1 protein-coding gene (cut by a window edge) is annotated in these 20068 nt (G+C 68.7%); it reads right to left on the bottom strand.

Going from position 1 to position 20068, the window contains the following annotated elements:
- Positions 1–10: 10 nt before the first annotated feature.
- A protein-coding gene (locus RHODO2019_RS06535) for an FG-GAP-like repeat-containing protein (RefSeq protein WP_265384186.1) crosses the window boundary here: on the bottom strand, positions 11–20068 show its end. The gene runs 21750 nt beyond the window's last position; 20058 of the gene's 41808 nt are visible here — the last part of the coding sequence; its start codon lies beyond the right edge, outside the window; its stop codon occupies positions 11–13.

Here is a 20068-nt window from a genome sequence, read left to right as displayed (position 1 = left end):
CGGCGCGCACCTAGGGCTTCGTGTCGTCGTCGACGATGGTGACGGTGCCGGTCATGACCCCCGGGCTCGCCCCCGTGGCTGCGGAGAGCTGCACGAGCACGGACTCGCTCGGTTCGCTCAGGACATCGCCGTACACCCGGACGGTCACCGTCATGGCGGTCTGCCCCGCCGCGAAGGTGAGGGTGACCGGAGCCGCCCACGCCTGGTAGTCGGTGCCCGCCGTCGCGGTCCCCGGGACGAGGTCCACCGTCACGGTCACTGTTGAGGTCGAAGGTGCCGACAGGGTCACCGGGACCACGACGTCGGTGTAGCCGGCACTGCCTTCGGTGACGGTCACCGAGCCGGCCGAGACACCGACGCCGGCGGCGGCCGAGGTGAACGCGGCGTCGTTGTTCCGGATCCGCAACGACGAGAAGGTAGCCGCTGCCTGTCTGGACACCGTGCCGAACCGACCGTCGACGACCCCGGCGTTGTACCCGAAGCTCACCGCGAAGCCACCGTTCACCGTCAGGCTGGCCGAGGTGCCCTTCAGCGTCAGCATCAGCGTGTAGGCCGTGCCAGCGGTCAGCCTCCACGCGACTGACGAGTCGATGACCCAACCCGCGCGGGGCGTGAAGTGGCCCAGCGACACCTTCTGGCCCGGGACGTCGATGACGGCGAACTTGAACTCGTCAGGCGCGTACTCGTCGAACGCCAGGCCGGCCACTCCCCCGGTGGCGACGGTGGTCGTGACCTCCAGCCAATCGGACGACGTGAGCCGCGAGGTGTTGCCGAACATCAGGACGGGGGTCAGCGCGACCCCGCCGGTCGGCGGCGTGCCCTGGTATCCGGCAGCGCTCGACGTCCAGGTCCCCGTGGCCGGCGTGTCGAGCTGGGCCGTGTTCGAGGTCAGCGCCGTCGTGATGTCGTAGGTGACCTGCGGCGCGAGCACCTGGACCGCGACGTTGTCGAAGACGCCCTGGGCATCCTGGGAGCCCATGCCGACGAGTCCCTGGTTGAGACCGTAGGCAACACCGTCGATGACGCGCGGCGCGAAGGTGTAGGTGAATGCCGTCGCACCGTCCACGGTGAGGGTGGCGGTCGTGCCGTTCACCGACAGCAGCAGGTTGTAGTACGTCGCCGCCTTGAGCAGCTTCGGCGTCTGCGACAGCCGGTGCCAGCCGCTCTCGTCGCGGAACCCCATCACGATCTTGTTCGTCGAGACGTCGATGCCGGCGAACTTGAAGTCCGTCGCGCTGAAGTAGTCGAAGGTGATGTAGGCGTTCGCGTTCCAGCCAGCCGTGGGCTTCTGCGACATCACCGAGGCGGCGACCTCGTAGTAGATCGGCAGGTACTGGTCGACGTAGAAGACGGCGTCGGCGTCCTTGCCGAGACTCGTCGCACCGACCTGGAGCGCACCGTTAGCGATGGCGAACGAACCGCTGTCGACGAAGAACCCGTTCAGCGTCGTCGAGCTGTTGAAGTCAGCGCCGCGCAGCACGTCACGCTTGCCACCCGGGACGTTGCCGGGCTGCGGGTCACGCGGGCCGCCGGTCTGGTCGCCCCACGCCGCGTCCTGCTGGATCACCATGCCGGCTTCACCGAACGGCTCGCCGTGACGCGGGTCGCCGGGTGAACCGAGCGTCGGGTCGGCACCCTGCGCCGCACTCAGCGCGTACAAGAAGTCGAACAGGCCAGGCGTCAGCTGGCGGCTGACCGTGCCCAGACCGAACGGCGCGAACGGCACCAGGTAGCTGTTGAACTCGCCGACCCAGTCGATGAGGTGATCGCCGCCGGTGTTGGCGATGAGCACATCCAGGCCCGCACCGCCGTAGGCGCGGTCCTCGTAGCTGGAGTTCGGACCGTCGGGCTGGTCGTTCAGCCCGCCGTGCGTGTCGAGGTTGTCGTCAGCGTTGAGCAGGTCGTTGCCCCAGCCGCCCCAGAGCGTGTCGCGACCGGTGCCACCGACCAGCCAGTCGTTGCCGAAGTCACCGAACACCACATCGTCGCCGTCGCTCTGCGTCGATGTCGTGATCGTGCAGGCGCCCTTGTTGTTCGTGGCGGTGCAGGCCGTCACCAGCGGGCCCTCGTTGTTGACACTGTTGAGGAACCACTGGAAGGTCGCGAGCCCGGTCTTGTTCAGGCTGCCGTCGGCGTTCAGCGTGATCTTGCGCAGCGGGTCGTACTCGTCGTACAGGATGAACTGACCCGCGGCATTGTCCCAGCCGAGCAGGTTGCCGACGTTCAGCGGGTGGTTCCAGTCGGTCTGCACGAGCCCACCGGCGTAGGTCGGCGCGTAGGAGGTGGGCAGCGACTCGGCGCCGGAGATGGCGTCGTTGCCCGAGCCGCCGTGCAGGAAGTCGTCACCGAGGCCACCGAAGATCACGTCGTTGGCGTAGGCCGGGTTGGCCAGCGGGTCGTCGAAGCCCTGCGAGGCCGGGTTCAGGCCGAACGGCGTCTCGTCGACGTACTTGTCGAGCATCCCGGTCGCGTAGGCCGTCGCGGTCTGCGCATTGCCCGGGCTGGCCAGCGCCGTCTGGACGTTCGCGACGGTGACGCCGTTGAGCACCTCGGTAGAGCCGTTGCGGCTGGTGAAGATGCGGCCGTCGTCGCCGAGCACGCCGTCGGTGCCGGCGCCGCCTGAGATCCAGTCCTGGCCCCAGCCGCCGATCAGGTCGTCGTCACCGGCGTCGCCGTAGATCACATCGTTGCCGCCGCCGCTGTAGATGGTGTCGTCACCGGACTCGCCGTGGATCTCGTCGGCACCCCAGACGTCGACGGTGGCGCTGCCGGCGACCACGGCGGCGACCTGCGTCATGCCCGGGAACAGCGCGGGCTGACGGTCCGGTCCACCGGGGGTGTAGTCGAGCAAGGTGACCGCGCGCGGCAGCAGCGCCAGGGCCTCGGCGTAGTTGTCGTAGGTGAAGCGCAGGTAGCCGGTCGCGCTCACCATGTGGTTGATGCCGACGAGCCGGATGATGTCGCCGTTGTCACCGACGATCGTGTCGGAGTCGGCGGTGTGTCCAGCCGTGAGGTCGTTGCGCAGCATGGCCGCGCCGCTACCACCCAGGATCATGTCGCTGCCATCGGGCCGCTGCGTCATCGTGGTCAGGCTGAAGAGGTTGGAGCTGCCACCGATGATGTCGTCGCGGCCCAGGCCACCGAAGATCGTGTCGGCGCCGCCGCCGCCCTCGATGTAGTCATCGCCATCGGCTGCGGAGACCACCGACGCGACGATGCACAGCCCCGCCGTAGTGCGGTACGCCTGTACGCGCAGGTTCGCCGCGCCGGTGCAGCTGTTGACGCCGCTGGCGTCGATGCTTCCGTCACCCTGGATGGTGTCGTTGCCCAACTCGCCGAAGATCATGTCGTTACCGGCGCCACCGGCGATGTAGTCGTTGCCGTACACCGTGGCATCGCTCTGGCTGGCCAGGTCGTGGTTCTCGAACACGATCCGGAAGTCGAGCCAGACGGCCGAGCCGGTCGGGTCGAGGCGCCAGGTGCCGTCGTCCTGCGCGTTGCCGGCGGTCGCGTCCTGCGCAGTGCTGTAGATCTGCGTGCCGGCCAGCGTCTGGAACCGCGGGCTGGTGTAGTTGCCGTACGTCGCGCTGCGGTCGAGGTTGGCACTGTCGCCGAAGATCAGGTCGCGCTCGGTGCCACCGTCGATGCTGTCGGCGCCAGTGCCACCGATCAGGACGTCCTCGCCGGCTTCGCCACGGATGGTGTCATCGCCGCCGATGCCGTTGTCGATGACGTCGATGGTCACGATCTGCAAGGTGGCGTTGCGGACGGCCCAGGTCAGGATGCCGTGATCGCCCACCACGAAGTCGGTGCTGGCGCCGGAGCGGATGTCGTCGCCCGCGGCGCCGCCCACCACGATGTCGAGGCCGCTGCCCGTAACGATCGTGTCGGCACCGCCGATCAGCGGATCGGTCGTCGTCAGGGTGCCCGACGACAGCGGCAGCAGGCCCCAGCGCGCGGTGTCGACGTTGTTGCTCGAGGTGTAGCGGCCGTTGTCACCGAGCACCACGTTCTGGCCGTCGCCGGCGTTGATGGTGTCGCCGCCGACGCCACCGATGACGAGGTCGTCGCCGAGGCCGGTCGTGATCGTGTCGGCGCCGCCCAGTGACGGGTCGGTGCTCCACACCCGGTCGAGATCCAGCGGGTTCGCGTCGTCACCGCCCATGACCACGGCGTAACCGCGACCGGCGTCAGCGGCCGTCCAGTCGAAGAACCCGTGGTCCCCGAGGATGAGGTCGCGGCCGTCCGGTCGCAGGTTCGTCTCACCGGAGTTGGCGGTGATGAGGTCGCCCGCCGCGCCACCGAGGATCACGTCGTCGCCGATACCTGTCGTGATCGTGTCGCTGCCACCGATGGTCGGGTCGCTCGTCTCGACGCGGCCGAGCGTCATGGGCAGCTGGCCCCAGCGGCCGAGGTCCGACACAGCGGAGGTGATCCGGCCGTTGTCGCCGAGCACCACGTTCTGGCCGTCGCCGGCGTTGATGGTGTCGCCGCCGACGCCACCGATGACGACGTCATCGCCGAGGCCGGTGACGATGGTGTCGGCACCGCCGAGGGCCGGGTCCGTGCTCCAGATGCGGTCGATGTCGGCCGCATTGCCGTCGAGCAGGACGTAGTCGACGAAGCCGTTGTCACCCAGGACGATGTCGCTCAGGTCAGTGCCCGAACCGCGGTTCGTCGTGACCGAGTCGGCGCCGGCGCCAGCGAGCACCGTGTCGCGCCCGCTGCCGGTGGTGATGGTGTCGTTGCCGCCGACCGTCGGGTCGACGCTGATGACCAGGCCGACGAGCTGGTTGACGCCGTTGGTCTTGTCACCGGTACCGCCGTTGCCGGACACCGCGACCGCGGCGGCCGCGAGAGCGGCGAGCTGCTGGGTCGTGAGCACCTGGCCACCCAGACCGGCGACCGGCACAGTCCCCGGCGTGAACCACAGGACGTAGCCGCGGTCACCGAGCACGATGTCGCCGCCGGTACCGCCGTTGATCGTGTCGGCACCCTGGCCACCGAAGATGATCAGCGGCAGCGTCGAGGACTGCGCGTTGACGGTGTCGTCGTCGCTCGGGGCGACCTGCGACAGCACGAACGTCTGCCGGGTGAGGCGGGTCACCTCGATGACGATGTAGGACGCCCCGTCGTTGGCCGTCAGGCTCGCGAGGTCGTGCTGGGTGCCGGCGTTGAACGTCAGGGTCGATCCGCTCACGGAGCAGGTCGACGTGGTCGGCCCGCACAGCTCGGCACCGTTGACGAGCACCCGGACCGACTCGCCAGCGGCCAGCGCCGCGCCGATGTTGACGCTCAGCGCACCGGAGCCGCGCGAGGTGGTGACGACCCGGCCGGCGACCGTGACCACGACCGTGTCACCCGGGTTGAAGGAGTCGAACAGCCCGACGGTGTTCAGCTGGTTGTGTACGACGAACCGGGACAGGTCCAGCGCGACCCCGTTGACCGTGATGGACACCGCCGACGGCTGCACCGGGCTGTCACCGGTCGACAACGGGGTGGTCAGGTTCAGGACGTTGTCCTCGGGGCCCTGGGTGTTGAGGACGAAGAACCCGTCGACGTCGTTGGTGAGGTTCACCGTGACGTTGTCGTTGCCCAGTCCGGTGTTGAGCCACGTCGTGGTGCGGACACCCGTCCGGTTGTGCGTGCCGTCGATGGTGAAGGTGTCGGCACCGGAGCCCGCCCAGATGCGGACGCCGTCGGCGAGGTTGCCGGTCGGCGCAGCCCGCCAGGTGATGCTGGCCGGCGCCAGCCCGACGAGGTAGATCTCCTGCGCCGCACCGAAGAGCGACGCCCCCTCGGCCGCGGTGACGGCGGCATCGCGCGCCACCGCAGCAGCCCGAACGTCGGTCATGAGGACGTTGGTGTCGGCGACCGCGGTGGCCTCGTCGCTGATCTCGAGGGTGTTGCGGCCCGTCCCGAGGTCGAGGTTCAGCGTGCCGACGATCGTGTTGAGGTCACCCGGGAGGAACTCGGGCTTGTCGGGGGTGCCGACCCGCGCCAGGGACGACACGTACACGCGGTCGTCGCCGCCGCCCATCGAGACGTTCGTCTGCGGCAACGTGCCCTGGATGTTCAGGACGTCCGAACCGGAGCCGAGCGCCACGTTCAGCGTCTCCAGGCCGGTGTAGTCGATGCCGTCGCGACGGGAGACGTCCGCCGCCGGTGAGCTGGTGCCGAGCGCGGTCAGGCCGACGGTGACCGCGTGCGCCGGGTCGGCGTTGACCTCACCGCGGAAGCCGATCAGGTAGCGGCCGCCGACCTGCCAGACGTACACGCTCGGGGCGCAGGCGGTGAGCTGGTTCCGGCCGCACCGCAGCGCCGTACCGGCGTTGGCACCCGCGCTGTCGGGGAACAGCAGGGCCTGCAGTGCAGTCTGGATCGCCGCTGCGGTGGCGCCGAGCGCGAAGGTCACCGCGCCGAGGCCGGTCGTCACTCCGTTGCGCGTCACCGTGAGCGCGATGGTGAAGGACGACGCGCCGGGCGTCACCGAGAAGACCTGGTCGAGCGGCCGGCCGAGGCTGTCCAGGCCGGTACGCGCGATCATGTCGAGGCCGGTGACCGTGGTCTGCGTCAGCGTCCCGAGGTTGTCGCTGAGGTCACCGGCGTCGTCGAGCCACGCCGTGTCGGTGCCGCTGCCGCCGTCGAGCACGAGCAGCGCCTCCAGCTGGTCGAGCAGGTGCGTCGAGGAGCCGATCCGGAAGGTGTCGTTGCCGGCCTGGCCGAGGATCCGCGTGTGGCCGTCGAGCGTCCGGACGGTCACCGTGTCATTGCCCGCGCCCGCGTCGACGGTGGTGGTGCCCTTGTGCGTCGAGGCGATGGCGAAGGTGTCGTTGCCGTACCCGAGCAGCACGGTCAGGTCTTCGACGTCGCGGTAGAGGACGCCGCCCGCGAACGGGACACCGGAGAGCACCGCGCCCGTCGACATGCCCAGACCGGCGATCTGGTCGAGGCCGCTGATCGGGTCGACGGTCAGTGAACCGACGTCGGCGGCCGGGCTGTCCTCGTTGTGGACGAGCAGCGTGTCGACCTGCGCCGGCTCGATCGCCTGCGCGGTGGTGGCACCGATCGGCGTCGGGTGGCCGGACGCCTCGCCCGGGAGGAGCACCGGGAGGTAGTTGTCGAGCGACAGCGGCACCGGCGGGTTCGGGTCGTCGCCGCCGTTGACGGTGAGCGGGCCCTGGATGAGCGTCACCCGGCGCGGGGCGTCGGCGAACTCCTGGAGGTCGCTGCCGTCGACGATGGTGTTCTCGATGGCTACGACCGTGACGATCTGCGCCACCGACCAGTTGTTCGAGTCGAAGAGGATCGTCAGGCTGCCGTCGGGGTTGAGGGTCTGGTTGGCGCCCCGGAGGAAGTAGACCTGCACCTGGTTGCAGCCCTGCGGGACCGTGTCCGGGCCGCAGCCGTGGCTACCGGCGCTCATGTCGAGGCTCGGCGTCATGAGCGGGCGCAACCGGACGGTCACGAGGATCGACCCGGGGTTCTGCGTGAGCCGCACGGTGAACGTGTCGGTCGCGCCGTACTGGCTGCCGGTGGCGCCCTCGACGAGGCGCGTGTTGCCGTCCGTCTCGGTGATGACGACGCCCGGCGTGTCCGAGTCCTGCTCCAGCACCCGCACCGGGTCGACCGTCACACCGGGCACGCCGACCACCACGACGGCGGTCGTGTTCGGCACGATGACCGACACGTTCGCGACATCGAAACCCCACGCCTCGGTGACCGTGATGGTGTGCGCGGTGTTCGACGCCACCGTGCGGTAGTACAACCCGCCGGTCTCGCCGACGATGCGCACCAGCGCACCGGCCAGGCCGCCGTTCGCGGTCGGCAGCGTGTCGGCGACGGTGAGCGTGAGCCGGTCGGCGCTGAGCGCGCTCACCAACCCGCCGACCTGGTCGGTGCTCACCGGCGCCTGGTAGCCGAAGATCTCGAACGTGCTGGTGCTGTCGGGCAGCACGTCGAAGGGCACGCTGACCTGAACGGCGTTGTGGCCGTTCTCGAAGACGTTGCCGAGCACCCAGCGCACCTCGCCCGCGCCCTTGCCGGTCAGGATGCGCACCTGGTAGCCGACGAAGTTCGTCGTGGCCGCCGTGGTGCCGTAGGTGAACTCGTCATCGCGACCGGTGCCGCCGAAGACCGCCCCGGTGATCTGGTCGGTGCTCGTGATCGTGGTCGTGATGCTCAGGAAGCGCTGGCCGGTGACCACTGCGTCGTTGATCGCCCGCAACTCGATCGTCACCAGGTCGGCGGTGCTGAAGGTGATGTCGATGGCCGAGTACCAGGTGGTGGTGCCCAGCCGCCGGATCTGGAGGCCGGCCGGCGCGGTGACGTGCAGGGTGACGGCCGGGCCGGCGGGCGCGCGCGGCAGCTGCAGGGTGAACGTGCTGGTCGTCCCGCCGTTGCCCGAGGTGTCCTGCTCGATGACGCCCACGCCACTGGCGGTCGGGGTGACCACCACGACGGCGGCCTCGTCATCGATGATGCGCTCGATGACGTTGTTGACGGCCAGCTTGTCGTAGTTGCCGACGCCCAGGATCTGCCACGTGCTGGTGGCGTCCGGCAGCGTTGCCCACGGCGTGACGAGGGTCAGCGTGCTGGCGGTGTTGCTCAGGATCACCAGCTCCTGGTCGATGCCGGCGCCAGCGATGATTCGGACGGTGAGGCCGCTGAGGTTGCGCGTGCCGAAGGCGCCGGTGGCCGTCAGGGTGGTGCTCGTCGCCGAGGTGACCGTGCCGCTGATCGCGCCGACCACGGTGGTCTGCAGCGGGGCGAGCTGGGTGCCCTCGGGCAGCAGGTCGAAGGCGGCCCGGACCCAGAGCAGCTGCGCGGTGACGGAGCCCGCGGCGAACACCAGGGTCGCGCTCGGGCGCCAGTGGATGTTGTCGGTCGACAGCTCCAGGTAGGTCGTGCGGCTCGGGTTGTCGGACAGCACGGCGGACGAGAGCGTGACGTAGACCGTCGTGTCCGGGCCGAAGGTGGGCCGGATGCTGATCTGCTGGGTCACGGCCGCACCACTGGACTCGCTGACCGTGGCGATGCCACCGACCGGCACCATCACCAGCGCCGGCGCGTCGTTGTCGATGATCTCGGCGGCGACACCGTTGACCGGAATGCCGGTCCAGGCGTTGCTAAGGTCACCGGTCGCCTCGACGCTGTCGCCGATCAGGCCGGTGTGCCCGAGCAGGTCGTTGGACTGCACGGCCGGGGCGCCGCCGCCGATCTCGACGTGGTCGTTGCCGAGGCCGCCGAAGATCGTCGTCTGGACGTCGAGGTTGGTGGACAGCACGTAGAAGGTGTCGTCACCCTCCATGCCATAGATCGAGAGCCGCTCGATGTTGGTGTAGGTGACGTAGCGCCCGGCGCCGTAGACGGCGTCCTTGGTGATGACGTACTTGTCGTTGAACTCGGTGCCGATGACCACCACGGTGTCGAAGCCGGCGCCGCCGTCGATCGCCACCGGGGCGTCCATCGCGTACTCGATGTAGTCGCGACCCTCACCGGAGTTGACCCGGCTGGTCTCGGACTCGGCGGCGAAGCTGCGGATGAGGAAGGTGTCATCGCCGGCGTCACCGTTGAGGGTGAGCACGGCCAGGTTGCGGAAGATGTCGAAGTTGTCGTCGCCGGTGCCGCCGTTGATCGTGGTGGCGTAGGTGACGCCGTTCGACAGGAACCCGCGCGTGGAGTCGAAGAACTGCACGGGCGGGATACCGAAGGCCGCGTCAGCGGTGTAGCTGGTGTAGAGCTGGCCGACGCTGAACGTGTCGCTGCCGGTGCCACCATTGATCGTGGTGACCGCGGAGTTGTCGTCGAGCGCGATGTGGTCGTCACCGGCACCGCCGTTGACGATGAAGTTGCCGGTGATCGCGGAGGTGTAGGAGACCTTCTCCGCGGCCGTGTAGAGGCCGGCAACCGGGGCGGAGAGCAGCGCCACCATGCCGCGGCGCAGCAGCATCGTGTCGTTGAGGTCCGAGCCGTTGACGACGAGGTTGTTCGTGCCGCCGTCGGCGAGGGTGTCGGTCACCTGGACGAGCGAGGTGCCCTTGCCGAACAGCCCGATGATGACGTTGTCGCTGCCGACGCCACCGTCCAGGTTCAGCGTCAGCCCGGCCATCGGGTTCGGCGCTGCCGGGTCATCGGGAACGGCGTTGAGCAGCAGCCAGTCGTCGCCGGCCTCCCCGCGGACGATCGTGTGGCCGCCGATCGACTCCACGACGACGCGGTCGTTGCCCGCGCCCGTCGTCACCGTCGTGTCGCCGACGAGGGTGCTGTCGACGTTGAGGACGTCATCGCCGCCACCCAGCGCGAGGCTCAGGGTGTCGAAGCCGGCGTAGGTGATCACGCCGTCGGTCATCGCCGCGAATCCCGTCACCACCGCGAGCGCCCCGGTCTCGGGCGAACCGACGAGCAGGTGCAGCGGCGGCACGGCGAGCGCCGAGATCGGCAGCAGCCAACCGGCAGCACCGGCGATCGCACCCGTGTAGGCCACGGTCCAGCGGCCACCGGCAGCCGTCACGACGACGTTCCCGGCACCGAGCAGCGTCTCGAGGGCGTGCTGGACAGCGCTCGCGCTCGCGTCGTAGTCCAGCTCGATCGTTGTCTCGCCCGCGCCGATGACACCGTTGTGGTTGAGGTCGATCGAGAGCGTGAACCGTCCGGCGAAGGCGTTGGCGGCCGTCACGGTCTGCACCAGGTTCGGCCGCGTGTGCGAGCCGTTCAGCGTCATGCCCAGGCCCGCGATGCTGCCCGAGGTCAGCACACCGATCCGGTCCGTCCCCGCGCCGGTGGCCGCGTCGTTCACGGTGAGGACGTCGGTGCCCACGTTGCCAGCGACGTCACCGGCATCCAGGGACAGGAAGGCCGCGATGCCCCGCAGGCTGCCCGGCCCGGAGTCGGTGGTGCTGATCCGGACCGCGTCGTTGCCGAGGCCCAGATTGACGTCGGTCGGGCCACTTGCCGAGTGGATGTAGACGGTGTCGTTGCCAGCGCCGGTGTTCAGGCTGGTGGTGCGGGTCGCGCCAGCATGCGTGCTGCTGATCGTGAAGGTGTCGTTGCCGGCACCCTCGTCGATGCGCAACGACTCGAAGGCCAGGTAGCCGACGCCGGCGGACGTGCCCAGGCCGGTGAGCCGGACGGCGATCAGCGAACCGGTGTTGTTCGTACCGTCACCCGAGTCGTCGAACCACAGCGAGTCGTTGCCGTCATTGCCGGTGATCTCCAGATCGGCCTGGATCTGGTCGAGGACGCCACCCGCGTTGGTGATGGCGGGAACGACCTTGCCCGCGACGGTGGTGTCGGCGAACGCGGCGTTGCTGCCGACCGCGACCTGGTCGTCACCGATACCGGTGTCCAGGGTGAGCGGGACGTTGATCCGGTGGATCAGCACCCGGTCGCCACCGGCGTAGGTGTTGATGCGCACCGAGTCGATGCCGGTGTGGTCGATCGTCGTCGAGGAGGTCCGCTTTGCCGGCGCCCACTCGGTCGCGGTGATCTCGTCGACGCCCGAGGCGTTGCGGCCCACGACGACGTCCTCGCGCAGGCTGGTGCCGTCGACCACGAGCTGGTCGGTGCCGCCCCCACCGGTGACGGTATCGAGCGAGCCGAACGAGTCACGGGTCGCGACCCCGAAGAAGTCGTTGCCGTTGCCGCCGTCGAGCGTCGCGTGCCCGGACCAGCCGGGGACGGTGTAGGTCGTCGCGCCCACGACCAGCGAGCCGTCGGCGTCACCGATCAGGAAGGTGTTGTTTCCGGCCCCGCCGGTGAGCTGGGCGTTCTCGAAGATGCCGTTCAGGTTCTCGACGGTGCCGCTGGTGAAGTTCACGCCGGCGGCCTGGCTCGCCGCGACACCGACGACGAAGTAGGTGTCGGTGAGCACGAAGTCGCGGTCGAAGTTCTCGACGAGGGTGTCGGTGCCACCGGAGTCGGTGAAGGTGTCGCGGCCATCGCCGCCGGTCACGGTGTCATTGCCGTCGCCGGAGTCGATGGCGTCATCGAACCTCGAGCCGATGACGGTGTCGTTGCCGTCGCCGGAGTTCAGCGTCAGCGCGAACTGGTCCACCGTCAGGCAGGCAAGGGTGACGGTGCTGCAGTTGGCGTTGATCGTGTCGCCGCCGCCGAGGGACTTGATCGTCAGCGCGTCGCCCTCGCTGCGCACCCCGTGGCCGAGGTCGATCGAGTAGCCGAGGGACGTCGCGACGTGCATGTCGACGCTGCCGTCGCCGATCAGGCTCTGCAGGAACGTTCCGGTGGTCACCGTGAAGGTGTCGTCACCCGCTGAGCCCTCGATCCCGACGGTGTCGGCGCTGCGGTCCGCTGAGTACCGGACGTCCGGTACCTCCATGGTGTACGTCGAGGTGGTGTTGTTCGGGTTCGTGACGGTGATGCTCTGCAGCACCGTGCCGTTGGTGGTCGAGTTGCGGCCCGCGTCGAGCAGCAGCGTGGTGACCGGGCTGCCGGACAGGTTGTGCACGACGAACGCGTCGGCACCGGCGCCGCCGTCCAGGGACAGGATCTCGACGTTCGAGATTCTCTGCACCGTGGCGTCCGCCGGCCTGCCGCCGACGAGGCCGTAGGTCAGCTGGAGCGTGGAGCTGGTGGACTTGGCCAGGTCGATCGAGTCGTTGGTCGGGCCGAACGTGAGGAGCAGCTTGTCGGTGCCAGCGCCGCCGTCGAGCGTGAGCGGACGCGGCGAGGTCAACGAGACGATCATCGTGTCGTTGCCGTTACCGCCGAGGTAGCTGCGGCCCGGGCCCTGCAGGACGTCGTTGCCGTCGCCACCGTCGAGCAGGTCACCGTTGTCGGAGCCGACGAGCTGGTCGTCGCCGGTGCCGCCCTTGAGCGACGCCGCGCCCGAGCCCGTGTGCCGCACGATGTCGTCATCGGCCCCACCGTCGAGAACGGCCGCGCCCACCGAGGTGATGATGTCGTTGCCGGCGTCGCCGTACAGCATGCTGCAACCGGTCTCGGTGCTGACGTTGCAGGGGTTGGTACCGGCGTAGTCGATGACGTCGTTGCCGTCGCCGCCGTGGATCGTGACCGGCACCAGCACGCCCGGCTTGATGAACACCGAGTCGTCGCCGCCGCCGAAGTCACCTCTGATCGCGCTGACGTGCTGGTAGGTGTTGCTGCGCCCGTACGCGGTGACCTTGATCGTCGCGTCGCCGGCGGTGCCGCCGGTCTGCTCGACGATCATCGACTCGTCGGCGTCATCGACCCCGATGTTGCGCGACGAGGCACGCGAACCGACGTTGAGGTACAGCACGCGGGCCGTGGTGTCCGTGTTGTCCCAGTGCCGGTAGAAGGTGGCGCCGCCCGGAAGGGCGCCGTCGGAGCCCATGTAGACCGCCGGCGGCAGTTGCAGGTAGCCGATGGTCAGGTGCACCGTGCCACCGATGCTGAACAGGCCGAAGTCGATCGAGATGTGCACGCTGAGCTCGATCTTCACCCGGCCCGACGAGTCCGCCGTTCCGGTGTCGATGCTGAAGGTGAAGCCGATCGACACACCGGCGAGGGTGATGCCGAACGCGCGCACCTTCACGCTGGCCGACCCGCTCAGGCTGAAGACGTACTGGTCCGTGCTGTCGCTGGTGCGCGTGTAGTGGTGCGAGTGCACCTGCACGCTGAAGTCGCCGACGAGGCCGTAGTCGTCACTGCCCAACACCATCCGCCCGTGCAGGATGACGTCGAAGTCACCGTTGGAGTAGACGTCGACGGTGCCCGAGAGCGTGGCGATACCGAAGAAGCTCACCGACGCGTCGGCGTGCAGGTGCCACGTGCCGTCCGGGTTGAACTGGACGAGCAGGTGCGCGTCCATGTTGAGCACCTTGAGCAGCGACAGGGTGCCGTGGACGTCGAGCAGGAAGCCGCGCGCGACGCCGAGCCGCACGCTGCCGGTCGTGTTGATCTGGATGGTGCCGCTGGCGTCGATGCTGAAGATCGTCGCGTCGGCGGTCGCATGGACGTTCAGGCTGAGCACGAAGCCGTCGGAGTAGACGCCGGCCGCACCGTTGGCGCCGAACGACAGGCCGCCGACCGAGAAGTTGATCGCGAAGATCAGCTGGAAACCGGTCGGGTTGATCGTGATGTCGAGCAGGCCCGTGGCGTTGATGCCGAGGAGCGTGATTGATCCGTCGATGTGCAGCCGGAAGCCCGGATCGACCGCGGTGCCGAGGCTGTTGTCGGTGACGCCGGTGGTGTTGATCCCTACGAAGGCGTTGACGGACGCACCGACGGCCAGACCCGGGAGGTCGACGTGCAGACCGACCTGCACGTACGCGACCAGCCCGGCCGCGTTGACGGTGAACCCGCCGGAGACGGTCACGTGCCCGATCGGCGTGAGGTCCATCGAGCCGTAGACGGTCAAGGTCAGGTGCGGGTTCGGGCCGGCGAGGCTCACCTCGAACAGCACGTTGGCGTCGATGGTGAGGACGTCACCGATGCGCAGACCGCCCGCGAAGTAGATCTTGAAGCCGCCGGTGATGTGGATCGTGTCGGTGACGACGACGAGGTTTCCGGCGGCATCGTGCATGAAGCCGTCAAAGATCGGCGGCCCGTCGTTGGTGCCGTCGAGGTGCGTCGGCTGCATCACCGAGATGCCGAACGTCTCGATGGGCTGCTCGCTCGCGAAGGTGTTGATCTCGAGCAGGAACTGGCCGCCGAAGCTGATGCCCGGGACCGAGCTGCTGCCTCTGATCAGCTGGATGCGGCCCACCACACCCGTATGACCGACACCGACGTACACCGCGAGGTTGATCGTGCTGGTGAACCCGCCCAGCAGCGGGATCTGTGCCCCGAGCGCGCCGTCGATCTTGAAGTACGCATTGAGGGACGTGTCGACCGCGGCGGTGATCGCGATGAAGCCGTCGAGAGAGACGACTCCGCCGATCATGAGGTGCGCTCGGACGATCGCCTTGAGGTAGACCTCGCCGCCCGGCGGGGCGCTGGGGTTGCGCTTGCCGTCGAAACCTGGCGCGGCGCCGAAGATCGTGATCTCGCCCGGATCACCGTTGACGAGCAGGATCTTGAACTCGTCCGGCAGCACGAAGGTGATGTCGTGCAGCATCGTGTTGAACATGACGGTGACGGTGCCGCTCGCGCTGAAGACGCTGCCGAGGTCTGGCAAGCCGATGCCGCCACCGGCCCCGATGCTGATCGAGCCGGCGATGCCGTCGGTGTTGATGATCAGCAGCGCGGTGGCCTTGCCGTAGGTGAGCTGGGCATCGCCAACACCGAAGGACAGCTCGGCGGTGGCGAACATGGTCAGCTGGAAGCCGCCCTGCGTCTGGATCTTCAGCAGGAAGCCACCCTGTAGGCGCAGCAGGTCGGTGGTGGTGCCCGTCGGGCGGATGCGCGCCTGGCCGACGAGTGAGAGCGAGAAGCTGCCCGGTGCCAGGCTGTAGACCTTCGTGACATCGGTTCCGCCCGGGCCGATCCCCTTGAGGGTGATCGTCTCGTCCTTCTCGACGCCCGTGGTGTTGATCTGGAGGGTGCCCGAGGCCGAGAGGTACAGCCCGTACTGCTCGAGGGAGGAGAAGTTGGTCTGCAGCGTCGCGACGCCCCAGAGGCCGGGCGTGCTGGTGGTGCCGTCACTGAGGTCGAGGACGAAGCGGCCGGACGTCGAGCCGACGGTCCCGAGCTTGATCAGCTTGAGCTGCCCGTCGAAGGTCAGGGTGAACAGGCTGCGCCGGGTGTCGATCTCGAAGGTGACCTGCGCCTTGAGGTCGACGAGCGGCTCGTCCAGGCCCGGCAGGTTCAGCAGCAGGCCACCCGAGATGGTGATGTAGAAGGACTGGGCCGGCTGGAGCAGCGTGAAGGTGGACGTGCTGCCGGCGCCGGCGTTGCCGTCGGTGTCGCTCCACGAGCCGGCGAGCACGGTGACCGTGACGACGCCGGGGTTCAGGTCGCCCGTGAACAGGTAGCGGAACGTGTTCGGGTGGACCTGGAAGACCGGCGCGGCGTCGGCCGTGAGGCCCGGGATGGCCGCCAGTTCGTTGCCGGTGATCGTGGTCGCGTCCACCGTGCCGCCGGCCGCGGTGAACCGCAGGTCGATCCAGGTACGGGCCATGACCGTCGCGTCCGACGTCGGCGAGGTGGTCCGCGCAGTCTCCGGCGTGCCGTTGATGACGCCTGAACCGGTGCCCCCGTGGTTGACGCCGCCCCGATCGGTCCAGCCGTTGGTTGCCCACGCGAAGCTCAGCGTGCCGGCCGTGTAGCCGACGAAGAAGTAGCGGTAGGTGTCGGTGCCCGGCAGGCGCACCGGGTTGCCCACCAGAACGACGGCGGTGCCTGCGCTGCTGGTCAGGGTGAACTCGGCCTGGTTGTCCAGGACAGAGTCTGGGTCGGCGTTGGGGAAGTTGACGTCGATCCAGCTGCGGCTGTTGAAGTCGATCTGGCTGACCTGGCCACCGTTGGGCGGGCTGGAGAGCCCGCTGGAGGTGGTCGCGACGATCAGCGTCTCGGTCTCGGCCTGGTTCGCGGTGCCGCTGCTGTCGCTGAAGCTGCCGGCGAGGAAGGTGAGCGTGTACGTGCCGACGGCGAGCGCCCCGGTGAAGGAGTAGCGCCAGACGTTGGTGCCGGTCACGCGGGTCGGGGCGCCGAGGGTGATGACGGTGCCGTCCGGGCTGACGAACCGGAGCTCGTTGCCGTTGATGCTGGTGGGGTCGATCTGGTAGCCGTTCGTGCCCTGGAACTGGACCTCGAGGTAGTGGCGGCCGTTGATCCAGCCTTGGCCGACGGAGCTGCCGCCGATGGCCCTGACGGTCAGGCCGTCGACGCCGTCCGGATCGGTACGGACCAGGTCTGCGGTGGAACCGACGACGCCGAAGCTCTGGATCTCGGTCCAGCTGGCCGGCGGGGGGCCGCGCGGGGACGTGGCGCTCGTGTTGAGCGTCGACAGGTTGAACGTGATGTTCACCGTGCCGGGTGAGAACGCGCCGTCCAGCAGGATCCGGTAGTCACCGTTGAGCAGGTCGAGCACCTGGTTGGGCGTGACGCCGTTGGCCCCGCTACCGGTGAGGGTGAGCCAGCCGGCCGGCAGTGTCGGCAGCACGACACCGGCGGGCAGCGAGCCCACGTGGATGTCGAGGAAGGTGTGGTGACCAGTGGGCACCGTGACGGCCTGGACGTCGCCGGCCTTGCTCGCGGTGGTGGGCGCGGTGCCGGTGCCGGCCACGTAGCTGAGCGATCGCGACTCCAGCAACGGGGTGAAGGTCAGGCTCGGCGCGGGAACGGTCGTGGCCGAACCGCGATAGGTGACCCGGATCGGGATGGAGAAGTGGTTCGGCTGATCAGTCGCCTGCGCGATGCCGGACGTCTCGACGGTGACCACCCAGTCGGTCGTCACGTACAGCTGGAGACCGTCGATGGTGGCGTCCGCGTCCGTGAACAGGTCGCCGAGGAAGGTGAGCGACGCCGGCGCAAGGCTCCAGCCGGTGGGGATCGTGCCGCCGTTCAGCGTGACCGTGGTGCTCGTCAGCCCGGAGGTCGTGACGGTGACCGAGGTCGCCGCGGCCGGGGTCACGTAGTACGACCAGCTGTTCGGCAGGAAGGTCAGTGCCACGCTGCCGGTCGCCGCGAAGCTGCCGGTGAGCCAGTACCGGTAGGTCAGGGACCCGGTCGCGTCGGTGATGAGCAGCGGCGCGTGGGCCGGGTCGAGCACGATGGAGCCGAGCCCTGGGCCGCTCAGCACGAACTCAGGGTCCGCGTCGGTGATCGAGCGCAGGTCGATGACGCTGCCGTTGGTGGGCTTGGTGAAGACCACGTCGATCCAGCTGCGGCCGTTGAGCGCGTTGATGTCGATGCTGCTGCCGTTGCCCGGGTCGGTGACCGCGACGGTGGCGCCCGTGACGGTGAAGCTCAGCGTGGTGTCGAGGTTGCCCGCCCCGGCTACCGAGCCGTTGGCGATGTTGGTGAAGGCTCCGGCGCTGAAGTGCAGGATCACCACGCCGAGCGGGATGACCACCGCGGGCGCGAACAGGTACCGCACCCGGGTCGAGCCGGTGGCGCGCATGCCGGCCGCGAGCATCTGCGCGTCGTCGTTCGGGTCGGCGATGTCGGTGACGGCGGACGAGTCGAGCACGACGACATCGGCGCCCGCGGAGTCGTGGTAGTAGACCTCCTTGCTGCTCGAGCCGTTGCTTCGCACCTGCAATCGGTAGTAGTGCACGCCGTCGGTCTCGCTGACCGCGACCATTGCGTGCACGGCCGACGCGGCGAGCGCCGTCCCGGTGCCCGGGGTGGTGCCGCCCGTCGTGACGGTCAGGGCCGACGTCGTCAGCACCCGGGTCCAGTCGAGCGTGGTGCCGGTGCCCGCGTGGTACAGGACGTCGAGGTAGTGGCTGCCGCCGTCGGTGGCGCTGGCCAGCGTGTCGTAGCCGACGCTGCCGCCGTCGCCGGCTGGTGCGGCGAGCTGCACGGTCGGTGCGGTCGAACCGGTCACGCCGACCTCGGTCGGCACGGTGAAGGTGACTTCCTGGCCGGAGGAGTCACGGAATCCCATGTCGATCTTGCCGTACAGGGTCAGGATGCGGACCTGATCCGGGATGTCGGCGAGGAAGAGGACGACGACCTTGCCGTTCTCGACGTGGGACAGGTCGACGTACAGGCGTCCGGAGACCGACAGCTGGTTGGCGGCGAAGTTCAGGGTGCCCTTGATCAGGATCTTGCCGTCGGTGGAGATCATCACCGTGACCTGGCCGTTGAAGACGTCCTGCGACGTGAACGCCGAGTAGATCCGCGCGGAACCAGTGATGGTCATCGGCGAGGTGAAGGCGGCTTCGAACCCGCTCATGGACGGGTTGGCGGCGATCTGCCTGGCCTGCACGGCGACCTGCGACTGCAGGCTGGTCAGCCAGGTGTCGGCCGTCTGCGCCGTCGGCAGGTCGAAGGCCGCGCTGCGCAGCGCGAACGGGTCGTCCAGGCTCGGCAGGCTCTTGAAGAACTCGACGCCCGCACTGAAGTCGTTGAGCGTCAGCCCGATCGGCGGGACGATCATGACGCCGGTGGGCAGCTCGACGTTGATGAACACCTGGAGCGGCCCGAGATCCGACAGGCCGATCCGGATGGTGAACCCGGCCATGCCGGCGATCGAGAAGCCGCCCTGGATGCCCAGGTAGAAGACCCTCTTGAAGACGGGCGTCGTCTGGTCGAGGTCACCGATCTTGTTGTAGTTCGAGTCCAGGCGCAGGATGCCGCCGACCAGCGCGGCGTCGATGTCGCCGCCGAACATCTTGCCCTTGACCGAGACCCCGATGGAGTCCAGCCCGATGATCGGGAACTGGCCCGCGGCCAGCAGCGCCGGAGCGACGCGCAGGCCCTGGATCGAGCCGCTGAACTCCAGCCCGCTCATGCCCTTGATGCCGGTGACGCTCGCCGACAGGATCAGGACGAAGTCCGCAGGGTGGTTCGTGGGGTCGTCCCACTGGATTCCGATCGAGTCGATCCGGATCGGCAGGAACGACGGCCACTTGAAGCTGTCGCCGCTCGCCGAGCCGACCCCGATGAAGACGCCGAAGCCCGGCTTGACGGCGAAGGTGCCATCGCCCTTGAAGCCGAACTGACGCGCCTCACCGGTGAGCAGCAGCGAGCCGATGGTGATCTTGGCCCCGGCGGACCGGAACTGGGCGAGGAAGTCGTTCGCGCCGGCGCCGGTGTCCAGCTCGAAGTCGACCGCGGTCAGGGTGACGAAGTTGCCGAGCTTGACCGACAGCGTGTCGACGACCAGCTTGAACGCCTTGACCCGCCCGGAGGTGTCGAAGTCCAGCTGGGCATGCAGGGCCTCGGTGTTCGGCGTGCCGTCGGAGTTGACGTCGTCGGCGGTCGTGCGGTCGGTGATGTTGGCCGAGAACGACTTTCCGGGGAACAGGGTCGCCCCGCCGGTGGCGATGTAGATCGTGCCGGTGAAGACGGTGCTGGTACCGAAGGTGACGCTCAGCCCCTGCACGCCGACGCGCAGGTCGTCGAGCACCAGGATGCCGAACAGGTTGATGTTCGGGTCGGCCGTCGACTGCGTCGAGGTCAGGCTGTTGCCGGCCTGCACGGTCTGGCCTGCCGGCAGCGGCGGCAAGCCGTAGGC

Origin of the sequence: Rhodococcus antarcticus (genome assembly GCF_026153295.1) — a bacterium.
Taxonomy (GTDB): Bacteria; Actinomycetota; Actinomycetes; order Mycobacteriales; family Mycobacteriaceae; genus Rhodococcus_D; species Rhodococcus_D antarcticus.
This window is presented reverse-complemented; position numbering and strand designations above follow the sequence as displayed.